Source organism: Bacteroides stercoris ATCC 43183 (assembly GCF_025147325.1).
Classification (GTDB): Bacteria; Bacteroidota; Bacteroidia; order Bacteroidales; family Bacteroidaceae; genus Bacteroides; species Bacteroides stercoris.
This window is the reverse complement of sequence record NZ_CP102262.1, coordinates 3,995,054-4,007,931: the sequence shown is the minus strand read 5'-3', so window position 1 is coordinate 4,007,931 and position 12,878 is coordinate 3,995,054. Positions and strand designations below refer to the sequence as shown.

10 protein-coding genes are annotated in these 12,878 nt (G+C 45.3%); 5 read left to right on the top strand and 5 right to left on the bottom strand.

All coding sequences use genetic code 11. The annotated features are described in order from the left end of the window. Positions 1-353 precede the first annotated feature (353 nt). Both NQ565_RS16955 and NQ565_RS16950 read right to left on the bottom strand, forming a co-directional pair. Positions 354-1,247 (bottom strand): MlaD family protein, encoded by an 894-nt coding sequence (locus NQ565_RS16955; RefSeq protein WP_005657325.1) that lies wholly within the window; start codon positions 1,245-1,247, stop codon positions 354-356. A gap of 8 nt (positions 1,248-1,255) precedes the next feature. After that, positions 1,256-2,485, bottom strand: coding sequence for an N-acetylmuramoyl-L-alanine amidase family protein (locus NQ565_RS16950; RefSeq protein WP_005657324.1), 1,230 nt, complete (start codon positions 2,483-2,485; stop codon positions 1,256-1,258). Between the two features lie 403 nt (positions 2,486-2,888). Between NQ565_RS16950 and NQ565_RS16945 the strand changes: the two genes are divergently transcribed. Next, a complete protein-coding gene (locus tag NQ565_RS16945) occupies positions 2,889-3,845 on the top strand; it encodes a bile acid:sodium symporter (protein ID WP_005657322.1) in 957 nt (318 codons plus the stop codon). A gap of 231 nt (positions 3,846-4,076) precedes the next feature. Next, entirely contained in the window at positions 4,077-5,180 is a 1,104-nt protein-coding gene (locus tag NQ565_RS16940; protein ID WP_005657321.1) for a PDDEXK nuclease domain-containing protein, read from the top strand. 210 nt (positions 5,181-5,390) lie between these two features. Here NQ565_RS16940 and NQ565_RS16935 read toward each other — a convergent pair whose 3' ends face one another. Together NQ565_RS16935 and NQ565_RS16930 are read right to left on the bottom strand one after the other, a co-directional pair. After that, on the bottom strand, positions 5,391-6,338 hold the full coding sequence (locus NQ565_RS16935; RefSeq protein WP_005657319.1) for a glycosyltransferase family 2 protein: 948 nt from the start codon (positions 6,336-6,338) through the stop codon (positions 5,391-5,393). A gap of 96 nt (positions 6,339-6,434) precedes the next feature. Next, positions 6,435-6,812: a GtrA family protein gene (locus NQ565_RS16930; RefSeq protein WP_005657318.1), complete on the bottom strand. Its 378-nt coding sequence runs from the start codon at positions 6,810-6,812 to the stop codon at positions 6,435-6,437. Between the two features lie 94 nt (positions 6,813-6,906). Between NQ565_RS16930 and NQ565_RS16925 the strand changes: the two genes are divergently transcribed. The 3 genes from NQ565_RS16925 (at position 6,907) to NQ565_RS16915 (ending at position 12,039) form a co-directional block, all read left to right on the top strand. After that, entirely contained in the window at positions 6,907-8,622 is a 1,716-nt protein-coding gene (locus tag NQ565_RS16925; RefSeq protein WP_005657316.1) for an ArnT family glycosyltransferase, read from the top strand. Positions 8,623-8,624: 2 nt separating this feature from the next. After that, positions 8,625-9,161 carry an HD domain-containing protein gene (locus NQ565_RS16920; protein ID WP_005657315.1) on the top strand — a complete coding sequence of 179 codons (537 nt, stop codon included), beginning with the start codon at positions 8,625-8,627 and terminating at the stop codon, positions 9,159-9,161. Between the two features lie 79 nt (positions 9,162-9,240). Then, on the top strand, positions 9,241-12,039 hold the full coding sequence (locus NQ565_RS16915; RefSeq protein WP_040316216.1) for a putative LPS assembly protein LptD: 2,799 nt from the start codon (positions 9,241-9,243) through the stop codon (positions 12,037-12,039). A gap of 174 nt (positions 12,040-12,213) precedes the next feature. Here the strand turns inward: NQ565_RS16915 and ung are convergent, their stop codons facing one another. Beyond that, positions 12,214-12,876, bottom strand: coding sequence for a uracil-DNA glycosylase (ung, locus tag NQ565_RS16910; protein ID WP_005657312.1), 663 nt, complete (start codon positions 12,874-12,876; stop codon positions 12,214-12,216). Between the last annotated feature and the right edge of the window lie 2 nt (positions 12,877-12,878).

The following is a 12,878-nucleotide window of genomic DNA, read 5'->3' as shown; positions in this document are numbered from 1 at the left end:
AACGGTTACTAATACATTTATTAATTAAGCAAAACTTCTACGTTTGCAAAATTGGCAATCTTATTTGAAAAAAACAAATCTCTCTTTTCTTGCATTTCTCAGGAAAACAATAATCTCTTTACTTTCAGCTACTTATCGGGATGTATGAAACCTATGCCTTTGCTGGAAGTCTTGCTTTTATGTAACAGCTTGTAATGTAGTGTATTATAGCCTATACACAAGCTGCTGCATCCATTGGAAACAGCATGAGTATAAACCTCTTTTTTACCTTTATACGTAGACTTATCAAGGGGTTTCTTTCCCAATAACAAATGAGCCTTCTTATTTAGACAAAATCTATTTAAGAGGAATTTCTACTTATCTTTCTTGCCGAACAAAGAGAAATGGACGTAGCGTTTCGGATGCGATTTCAAGTCTTCCAACAAGCTCGCTGCGTTTGCCGTGGTGGCATTCAGATTGTTGTAAAGCGACGGGTCGTTTAGCAACAATCCTACTGTATTGTCCTTACGGTTTAATTTGTCTGTAAGCATCTTCACGTTGGCCAGCGTTGAGTCTATGCTTTGCATGGCTGTTGCATAGTCTATCTCTTTCAGGTTGTTGGAAATCAGAACAAAGTTATCTCCGATGGTGTTCAGCTTTCCTGTGAGCTGCGGGATGTCTTTATTCATCAATGTTTGCAGTTGCCCGCTGGTTACGGCCAGGTTGGCGGTCAGGTTCTGCACATTGTGCAGGGTGGCAGGTATGGCGGGGTCTGCCAATACCGTATTTAAAGAGCCGAGGATAGAATCCAGTTTGGGCAGCATCTTTTCCAGTTGCGGCATCATGGTAGCCACTTTCTCCATCATTCCGTTGTTGAGAGTGCCGGGAATCGTATCTCCGACCTGATACTTCTCGCGGGGATTGTTGGCAAGAAGAAGATTCATCTTGACGCCGCCTAGCATTTCCGTGGCCAGTTCCGCCGTACTGCCTTTGGGAATGCGGAGGTCGGTGTTGACGTCTATTTCGGCAACCACTTTTCCGGGTTGGGTATAATCGTAATACAGGTCGCGTACGATACCTACGCGGAAACCGTCGGCAAAGACCGGACTTGATTTGGTGAGTCCGTTGACATTATGGAACTTGACATAGAAATAACTGGAAGGCTTGAACATGTGAATGCCTTTCAGATAGTTGATACCATATACTAATATGCAAAGCGCTGCTATGCCTGCGATTCCAATTCTGACTTCTTTGGTAATATACTTCATGATGTATTTTATTTATTTCTTTTGTTTTTAAATTCTCTGATGGCAGTATTTACGTTTACTTTCCTGCCGTTTTTAAAGGCTATGATGAAAGCATCCTTGAATTTTGCCGTAATTGAACGTTTGGTGCGTAACACCTTATTATAATCGGAAGATGTGCCATAGGTGTATTTGTACAGGCCGCCTTCCTTATAATAATCCACATCTTTCAATCCTTTCAGCCGCTTGTCGTTCTTGGCCAGCGGACGGGAAGAGGTGAGTATCTGTATCTTGAACACAGGGGCTTTGTCCTCTGTCTGCGCAACGGTTGCTTTTTCCGAAGGCTGGGGGGCCGGTTTGTTGTTCCGGGCGGTCGCTTTTTTCTCTGTTTCGGGTGTGGCATCGGCAGGAGCGGACGTTTTCTCTTCCGGCTGTGGCAGGTCTTCCGGCAGAATGGTCTGGCTGCTTCCGTTCAACCGGATTTCCTGTTCCCGTTTATAAGTAAGGAAAGCACGGAAAATACCGTCGGCAAGGGTGCCGGTTCCTGCATCCGTGTTTAGATAACGTTCTTCTTCGGGTGTGGAGATAAAGCCGAGTTCGACCAGAATACTGGGCATGGCACTGGCTTTCAATACCAGAAAACCGGCCTGGTGCACGCCCCGGTCTACCCGCCGGCAGGTGTTGCGGAAATGCTTTTGTACAAGTGATGCCAGATGCACGCTTTGCGACATATATTTATCCTGCATGAACTCGAAGATAATGTAGGACTCGGCGGAATTGGGATTAAATCCTGCATAGCGGGTCTTATAGTCGCTTTCGTAAAGAATGACCGAGTTTTCCCGTTTGGCAACTTCAAGGTTGGCATCCGATTTGGCAAGACCTAACGTCCAGGTGGATGCGCCTTTGGCAGTCCGGTTATTGGCAAGCGCATTGGTGTGGATTGAGATGAATAGGTCCGCTTTGGCATCGTTGGCTATTTCCGCGCGTCGGTTTAGAGGAATAAAGACATCCCGCGTACGGGTATATACGACTTTTACATCCGGGCAGTTCTTTTGTATCTGCTTGCCGAGCTTGAGTGCGACATTCAGGTTTATGTTCTTTTCTTTGGAGATTCTGCCGATGGCGCCGGGGTCGTGTCCGCCGTGTCCGGCGTCGATAACGACAACAAAATCCTTCGCCCCGATATTGCTGCAACAAAAAGGAGCAATGAGCAGTCCCAGGCAAAGGCTTATATATAAGATATGTTGTCTGTATCGTTTCATATTAAAATATCGTTGCAAAGATAGCGCAAAGGTCTATTATCGCCCTGCAAAAGTAATGTAATTTTATAGAAAACTCACACTTTGCTTTCAAGTTTTATTCGTAACAGCTTCTTTTTAGGGAGATTTAGTCTTTGCATTTGCAAAATTTACATGTTTTCTATACTTGCTTCTGTTTGGCGGTTGGCTGTGCATAATTCGTTAGACCCGGGTCATCCGTTCGTTCAACCTAGGTCTAACGAACGGATGACCCGGGTCTAACGAAAGGGCGACGACTGTCTAACGAATTAAAAATACTACGTTCTGTGTCAATGCTTCTCTTTTTTCCCTTTTATTTTCTGCGATGAGCCTATTTGTTGATAATATCTGTAACTTTGCGCACAAATATTAATTGGTAGATACAGGTATGCTTCTTCGTCTTATAAAGAATTGGACATTGCCTTTGGCGATGCTTGCCGGTACGGCCGGATATTTCTTCTTTGCGAAAATTCCCTGGTTTGCACCGGTGAAACCTTGTTTGAACGGGTTGGTGGCTCTCCTGACTCCGGCTTTGATTTTTGCCCAATTGCTGCTAACCTTCTGTAAGGTAGAAGTGCATGATTTGAAACCGAAAGGATGGCATGGCTGGCTGTTGCTGTTTCAGACGGTGGCGTGTCTGATTGTGGCGGCTTTGCTGGTGTGCTGTCCGATGGAGGAGATGTATCGGGAAGTTTTTGAAGGGGCTATGGTATGCCTTATTTGTCCTACGGCTACTGCTGCTGCGGTCATTACCGGTAAGCTGGGCGGAAGTGCGTCGAGTCTTACCACGTATACATTGTTGTCCAATCTTTTGGCTGCGGTGGTTGTTCCGTTGGTATTTCCTTGGGTTGAACCTCATGCGGATGTTACTTTTTTTGCGGCTTTCTTGAAAATACTGAGTAAGGTGTTTCCGCTGTTGCTTCTGCCTTTCTTCATGGCCTGGTTTCTGCGGGTGTTTGTCAAGAAAGTGCATAGATGCTTATTGGAGTTCCACGATGCTGCTTTCTACTTATGGGCGGTGGCGCTTGCCATTGTATCGGGGCAGACGGTGCGTTCGTTGGCGAACAGTGATGCTCCGGTGTTTGTGGAAGTCCTGATTGCTTTAGCAGGTTTGGCAGCCTGCTGTGTCCAATTCTATTTAGGCAAGAGAATCGGCGGGCATTACAATGACCGTATCAGTGGCGGACAGGCGCTGGGACAGAAGAATACGGTGCTTGCCATTTGGATGTCCTATACTTATTTGAATCCGCTCTCTTCCGTAGGGCCGGGTTCGTATGTGCTGTGGCAAAATATTTTCAATAGCTGGCAACTATGGAAAAAGAGAAAGAAAGAGTTGGTAAATTAATGCAAACAATTGATATATGTAATTGCGGTATTTTCTGCGTTATTCCTTTTGTTGGGCTTGTTTTCTTGACTTAATCTATAAATTCCCTTATTCTCTTACCAGTTTGTTACTCAAATGCTATGGGGTAACAAAAATAATATCTATATTGCCCCATCGTTAACAATATAAAAACATGAGTATGGCGAAGAAGAAATCGCCGGCATTATTTTTGTCGCATATAACAAATCGCAAATGAATATAAATCAGAATTATATAGAAGCAGTAAAGACCATAAAAGAAGCTATTCTACGCAGCCAGTACCGTGCAGCCGCATCGGTGAACAAGGAACAGCTATCTCTTTATTACGGCATCGGACGTTATGTATCGGAAAATTCCCGTACAGGCTTTTGGGGGAAAGGTGCAATTGAACAGATATCTTCTCTGTTGCAAAAAGAATTGCCGGGGTTAAGGGGATTTTCGGTTTCGAATATAAAGAATATGCGAGTTTTCTATGAAGAATGGGAGCCTGTCTTAAATCGCCAGCCAGCGGCTGGCGATTTGATATTAGATGAAAAATTGCTGTTGAGCGTAATTCGCCAGCCACTGGCTGACGAATTTAACTGGTCTGATTTTCTTTCAATCGGCTTTAGTCATCATACCGAAATAATATCCAAAGCTAAGACTTTGGAAGCAAGGCTGTTTTATATACATGAGTGCGCCATTCACTATTGGAGTAAATACACTTTAAGGGATTACTTAAAAGCAGACCTATACAACCATCGGGGAACTTTACCTAATAATTTCGCACAAACATTGCCCGATACTAAGCAAGCTCTAAAAGCTGTTTGTTCATTCAAAGATGAATACTTGCTTGATTTCATTAATGTGGAGGAACTGAATGAAGAGGAAGAAGATTTAGATGAAAAGATAGTAGAAAAGGCGATTGTTGCCAATGTGAAGAAGTTTATCATGACCTTTGGGCAAGATTTCAGTTTTATAGGCAATCAATATCGCATGGAGGTTGCAGGGGAAGAAATGTTCATTGATTTGCTCTTTTTCAATCGGGAGCTTAATTCTCTGGTCGCGGTCGAGTTGAAATCAGGAAAATTCCGTACATCTTATTTGGGGCAGTTGAATACTTATCTATCCGCCTTAGATACATATATCAGAAAGCCGCACGAGAATCCCTCTATCGGCATAATCCTTTGCAGAGAAATGAATCAGACCTTTGTAGAGTTTGCCGTTCGTGATTATAACAAACCGATGGGAGTTGCTACATACCGTGCTTCTAAAGATATGCCGGAACGGCTTCGTAACGCTTTGCCGGACATTGAGGAACTGAAAAAGCTATTGTAAGGCAAAAGCCTTGTTTCTTTTTGGGGCAGGTAATAGCCTTTGGTTACCCACAGTTGGTAATAGGTGGAATTCTTCTATGATAATCAGTTTGATAGGTTAGTTAAGATATAATATGTGGCAAAATATTTTCAATAGCTATCAGTTGTGGCGGAAGCGGAAAAGTGAGCAACCGCCTCTTTAGCCATACGGAAATTAGTGGGCAATAGTAATTTATTCGTCATATCCCAACTTCTTCTCATTGTAATCCGATGCGATATAAGCAGGGCGTCTTTTGGTCTCTTTGAAAATACGTCCGATATACTCTCCGATAACGCCCAATGCGAACAGTTGGATGCCGCCTAGGAACAGAATAACGACTATCAGGGTGGGGAAACCGGCGGCCTGGTCGCCGTATATGATGGTCTTTATCAGGAAATAGATAGCGTAGATAAAGCTGGAAATGGAACAGAGGATACCGCAAACGGTGGCAATGCGCAGGGGAGCGGTGGAAGAGGAGGTGATTCCTTCGATTGCCAGGTTCAGCAGTTTGAAGAAACTCCATGAGGAGTGTCCGGCAAGGCGGTCGCCCCGGTCGAATTCTATGCTTTTCTTCCGGTAGCCTATCCAGCAGAATAGTCCTTTGGTATAGCGTTCCTGTTCGCGCAAGTGTCTTAACGTCAGTACGCAGCGGCGGTCGAGCAGGCGGAAGTCTCCTACGTTCGGCAGGATATCTATCCGGCTCATCTTTTGTAAGATGCTGTAGAAGGCAAGTGACAGCCGGCGGCGCATCCAGCTCTCTTCGCCACGGTTGCGGCGTTTGGCGTAGATGTCGTCATAACCTTCTTCCCAGTATTGCAGCATCCGGTCTACAAGTTCGGGAGGGTCTTGCAGGTCGGCATCCATTACCACGCAGCAGTCTCCGGTGGTGTAGTCGAAGCCTGCAAGCATGGCGATTTCCTTGCCGAAGTTGCGCGAGAGGTTCACGAAATTTACCCTGCTGTCCGTTTGTCGGAGTTGGCGGATAACATCGAGTGTCCGGTCGCTGCTGCCGTCATTGATAAATAGGATTTCCCATGCATAAGTGCTGTTGCGGTTGATAAGTTCTATCAAGCGCTGATATAGGGTAGGGAGCATCGCTTCTTCGTTGTAGACCGGAATCAGTAGGGTTACTTTCTTCATTTCGCAAATGTGTATGGTAAATACTTTGCAAATATATTATTTTCCGGAGAAGTCCGGGATAAATATTATAATTAAAAATTATTGATTTGAGAAATATCAGTCTTTTCGTTTGAAAACGAAGCGTACCAACAGGAAATTGACCGGAATGGCTATGGCGAATACCGGAATAGGGGCAAGGGTTTTGGAGAGTCCCAACCAGAGGAATGTATTCAGCAAACCGATGTGCAGCAGGTAATTGAATAAATGTGCTCCGCCAAAACCGAACGCCTTGCTCCATGACGGCTTTTTGCCGAACGTGAAGTATGCGGTAAGGTAGAAATTGGCGATAAAGCTCAGGGCATAGCCGAGGGTATAGGCTATATTTACATTGATGAACCGTTGCAGTAAGAAGTATATCCCGTAGTGCAAAGCGGTTGCAAGGATACCCACCATGACAAAACGTATGAACTCGGGAAATCTTTTTAAATGCTTCATTTTAGGTTTACGCTATCATTGAGCCGGCAAAGTTAGGTATTGTTGTAGAATATTTCGTACTTTTGCAGCCGGAAAAATATAAAAACGAAAATATATGTCGGACAGAAAGATAGCGTTCTGGTTTATTGCACTGTTAAGTGTACTTGTACTGGTTCCCTTTTTAGGGGAAACCATATTCTATTCGAAAGGGGAACCGCGTGAGGCGATAGTTGCATATACCATGCTGGAAAGCGGTAACTGGATACTCCCGACGAATTACGGAGTGGAAATAGCTTATAAACCGCCTTTCCTTTATTGGACAATAGCCGTCATTTCATCTGTCTTGGGAGGAGTTACGGAGTTCTCGGCACGTATGCCGTCGGCGCTTGCTTTTCTGGCTATGCAGTTGGTATTCTTCAGCTTCGTAGCCAAACGCAAGGATGTAAAGACTGCATTTCTGACCTCTATCCTTCTTTTGTCCTCTTTTGAAGTACACCGTGCGGCGGTAGCTTGCCGGCTTGATATGCTGCAAGTTTCTCTCATCGTGATTTCATTGTGTCTGCTTTTCCGATGGGATGAGAAGAATTGCAAAGGAATTCCTTGGTTGGCCGTACTGTTGATGGCATGCGCTACATTGACAAAAGGGCCGGTCGGCTCTATCTTTCCCTGTTTGGGTATCGGGGTGTATCAGCTGTTGCGCGGGCGTTCGTTCGGAAAGGCTTTCTTTTCATTGCTGGGCATCGGGTTGCTGTCCCTCATTCCTTTGGGCATTTGGTTTTGGGCAGCTTATCAGCAAGGCGGAGAGGCGTTTGTCAATTTGATGCTGGAAGAAAATACCGGACGTTTCTTCCGGAAAATGTCCTATGCATCGCACGAGAATCCGTTGTGGTATAACTTCCTGACTATTATTTGGGGATGGGTTCCCTGGACTTTAGTGCTGCTTATTTCCTTGTTCGGACTGAAATGGAAAAAGATACATCTTCTGCCGGAAGGTGCTTCCGTTGGCGAACGTTTAAAGAAAGCGTGGTGCAAATTCCGTTCTCAGTCACCGTTGCAGCTTTTTGCGTGGGTGGTGATTTTAACGATTTTCATCTTCTATTGCATTCCCAAAAGTAAGCGTAGCGTCTATCTGCTGCCTATCTATCCGTTTATGGGAATGCTGCTTGCCGAATACCTGCTGGCATTGGTGCAACGAGGCGCGAAAGTATTCCGGATTTCTGCCTGGATTTTCGTTGCATTGACAATATTGCTTACCGTTACTTTCTTTGCCGTGCGTTTGGACATGATTCCCGAAAGTATTTGGGGAACAGGCAAGCATGCCGCCGAGAATATAGCTTTTGTGAATGCACTGCATACGGTGGAGCTCTCACTGCCGAAATGGCTGATTGTGTTCCTGCCGCTTGTAGCTGCCGGCTGTTTGCTGTATATGCTGGTAAAGCGTGCGGACACGCGTTCGCTGTTGTATGGTACGGCTGGCTGCATTTTGTGTATATTTGTGTCGTTGGACGGCGTTTATCAGCCTACTATATTGGCGGTGAAGTCGGACAGGCATCTGGCTGTACGCCTGAACGAGTTAGAACCTCAAGGTATGGTCTATTCGTATGCCGACTGGGTTAAGTTCTATGGTATAAATTATTATCTGGGCGACCGGGTGCGTATCTTTGATAAACTGAACCCTGCCCAAGGTTATGTGTTGGTGACGGACGAACTGCAAGAACAGTTCCTGCAGGATACGGAAGACACCTACCGGGTGGAGGAAGTATACCGCACTCCTCTGCGCAGTTGCGATTTGCGCCGGAAAGTCATTGTTTATAAATTCAGCAAAAAATAAAAATGAGTCCCCAAGGGTTGATTGATAAATATTATCCGGAAGCCAATGAATTGAGGCATATCCTACTGACGCACAGCCGTTCTGTGGCCGATAAGGCTTTGTGGATTGCCGACCGCCATCCGGAGTTGTCTTTGGACAGAGATTTTCTGTATGAAGCGGCTATGTTGCACGATATAGGTATATTCCTGACAGATGCCGACGGCATTTATTGCTTTGGCGACAAACCCTATATCTGTCATGGCTATCTGGGAGCGGACCTGGTGCGTTCGGAAGGATATCCGCGTCATGCCTTGGTTTGTGAAAGGCATACGGGGGCCGGTCTCGCACTGGAGGATATTGTTGCGCAAAATCTGCCTGTTCCTCACCGGGACATGCTTCCGGTAAGTATGGAAGAGCAGGTTGTATGTTTTGCAGATAAGTTTTATTCCAAGACACATCTGGACAGGGAAAAAAGTGTAGAGAAAGCGCGTGACAGCCTGCTGCGTTATGGCAAAGCCGGCGTGCAACGCTTTGATTATTGGTGTAAACTGTTTTTGTAGCAATCTAAATTTCTTTAAAAAGGGAGATTATCCGTATAAATTACGTACTTTTGCCCGTTCAAGCGTAAACTATTAGTTAATGACGCCATTGAAAGCAAATACATTCATATCATTCATACTACTATTCGTCTTACTTCTTCTTTCCGGTGAGGCTGCTTCGCAACGTCGTCGGCGCAGTGTTGTACCACCAGGAAGACAGCAAGTGGACTCTTTGCGGAGTGATTCGCTGGGGCAGGGGATTGCATCTTCTCATAGGAGAGGTATGCGCGATACCTTGCAACCCGATTCTTTGCGGATGGATACGCTGGCTGCTTCTGGCAAGAAGAAACAGCCTTTGGACGCTCCGGTGACTTATGAGGCAAACGATTCCATCGTATTTACTCAAGGCGGATATGCGCATCTCTATGGTCAGGGAAAAGTAAACTATCAGCAGATAGAATTGGCGGCGGATGTTATTACCATGAATATGGATAGTAGCACGGTTTATGCCCATGGAGTGGAGGATTCGTTGGGTGTGAAGAAGGGAACACCGGTTTTCAAGGATGGAGAAACCCCATACGAGACTAATACGATTCGCTATAACTTCAAGAGTAAGAAGGGTATTATAAGTAATGTAGTCAGCCAGCAGGGCGAAGGATATGTAACCGGAAACAATGCAAAAAAAGGCGCTAATGACGAACTGTATATGAAGAGTGGCCGATACACGACCTGCGACCACCATGAGCACCCCCACTTCTATATGCAGATGACTTACGCAAAAGTGCGCCCCAAAAAGAATGTAGTGACCGGACCTGCCTATCTGGTGGTGGAGGATGTGCCTTTGCCGCTTGCCGTGCCGTTCTTTTTCTTCCCGTTTTCGAGCAGCTATTCGTCGGGTTTCCTCATGCCTACCTATATGGATGACTCCAGCCGCGGTTTCGGTTTGACGGACGGTGGATATTACTTTGCCATCAGTGACAAGATGGATTTGAAGTTGCGTGCCGATATTTTTACGAAAGGTTCCTGGGCTTTGAATGCCGAGTCCAATTATATCAAACGGTACAAATATTCGGGCTTGTTTCAGGCAAGCTACCAGGTAACCAAAACCGGTGATAAAGGATTACCGGATTATTCTGTGGCTAAGGACTTCAAGATTGTATGGTCTCACAGACAGGATGCGAAGGCCAATCCGAATCAGACATTTTCTGCCAGCGTGAACTTTGCTACCAGTAGTTATGAGCGTACCAACATCGGCAATATGTACAATTCGAATGCCATGTCGCAGAATACAAAAACTTCAAGTATCAGTTATTCCCGTTATTTCTTCGACAGGAAACTGACGATTGCGGCAACCACCAATATCGCACAGACTATGAAGGACTCCTCGGTCAATGTCACTCTGCCCGACTTGAATATCTCCTTGTCTACGCTTTACCCTTTTAAGCGTAAGAAAGCGGCGGGTGAAGAAAAATGGTATGAGAAGATTTCCATCCGGTATACGGGGCGTTTGACCAACAGTATCCAGACCAAAGACAACCTGCTGTTTAAATCCAATCTGATAAAGGACTGGAAAAACGGTATGAAGCATGAGATACCCATCAGCGCTACTTTCACATTGTTCAAGTACTTCAATGTAACGCCTTCTGTCAACTATACCGAACGCTGGTATACGCGCAAGGTCATGAAAGACTGGGATCCCAATGCCGGAGGAAGCGGCAGGGAAGTGGCTACTGATACGATTTACGGTTTTCACCGTGTGTATGATTACAGAGCCAGCCTGGGTATCAATACGAAGATATACGGTATGTATAATCCTATATTCTTTCCTAAAAAGAAGATACAGATCCGCCATGTCATAACCCCGTCGGTGAGCATAAGTGCCGCACCTGATTTTGGTTCCTCGCGCTACGGTTATTACGACTCCTATATCAAGAATTATGCGGACGGAAGACGGGATACGGTGGTTTATTCTCCCTATGCCGGTCAGGCGTTTGATGTGCCGGGAAGAGGTAAGCAGGGAAATATAACCTTCAGTATCTCCAACAACCTGGAGATGAAGTATTACAGCAGTAAGAAGGATACGATTAAGAAAATCAGTCTGATTGACGAGTTGGGAGCTAATATTAATTACAATATGGCGGCTGCGACACGTCCTTGGGGTGACCTTGGGCTGAATTTGCGTTTGAAGTTGAGCAAGAATTACACGTTCAGTATGAGCTCTTCATTCAAGACATACGGTTATAAGTTCGATAAGAATGGAAATGTGGTAGAGAATGACCGTACGGAATGGTCCTACGGACGTTTCGGTATTTTCCAGGGATACGGTTCTTCCTTTAGCTATACGTTTAATAACGAAACATGGAAAAAGTGGAAAGAGAAGCTGAGCGGCACTAAGGATGCCGATAAGGAGAAAGATAAGGAAAATTCTTCCGAGGAAGGGGAAGATGCGGAAGCAAGTTCCGATGAGAGCGGCATTCCCAAGAAGAAAGTGGAAAAGGCAGCGGTGGATGCCGATGGTTATCAGGTGTTCAAGATGCCCTGGTCTTTGAATTTCAATTATAGTTTTAATATTTCCGAAGACCGTAGCAAGCCTATCAATCGGAAAAAAATGCGCTATCCTTACCGTTATACTCATAACTTGAGCGCTTCGGGTAATATAAAACTTTCCAATAAGTGGGCGGTGAGCTTTAACTCCGGTTACGATTTTGAAGCAAAGAAGATAGTACAGACCACCTTTAATATCACACGTGACCTGCACTGTTTCAGCATGTCGGCCAGTCTGTCTCCTTTCGGGCAGTGGAAATACTACAACTTTACCATTCGTGCCAACGCAAGCATTTTGCAAGACTTGAAATGGGAGCAGAGAAGCCAGACACAGAGTAATATTCAGTGGTACTAATTAGGGTGATGTTTCCAGCTGTTTCTGGCGGCATTATTTGATTTTAGGCACGGGATTACACGGAGTTTAATAACGTTACCTGTTTCATTCCTTCTTCCGCGAACTCCGTGTAATTCCGTGCCTGAAGAAATCGTCAAGCACATTTTTTCGTACTCCCTTTTTATCAGTGCCGCCTTACCATTTTATCTCTTCCTTTCCGTGCGCTTTCAGGTATTCATTCGTCTTGCTGAAATGTTTGTTTCCGAAGAAACCGTTGTATGCGGAAAGAGGGGAAGGGTGTGCGGATGTCAGTACCAAGTGTTTGTTGCGATCGATAAAAGCACCTTTTCGTTGTGCATAAACTCCCCATAATATAAAGACCAAATGCTCCCGTTCTTCGGCAAGAATACGGATGGCGGCATCTGTAAATGTTTCCCAGCCGCGGTTCTGATGGGAGCCGGCTTGATGGGCACGTACGGTGAGAGTGGCATTGAGCAGTAATACGCCTTGTTCCGCCCAACGGGTTAAGTTGCCGGTAGGTGGCGCATCTGTTCCGATATCCGCTTTGATTTCTTTAAAAATATTGACTAAAGAGGGCGGGAAGGGCACGCCGTCGTTGACGGAGAAACAGAGTCCGTGTGCTTGTCCGGGACCATGGTATGGGTCCTGGCCGATAATCACTACCTTTACCTTGTCAAAAGGACATAAGTTGAAAGCATTGAATATCAATTTTCCTGGTGGATATATGGCATATTTACCATATTCCTCACGCACGAAGTTCGTTAATGTGTAAAAGTAATCTTTGTCAAATTCAGGCTGCAAATGTGCTTTCCAGCTATCTTCGATCTGAACGTTCATAA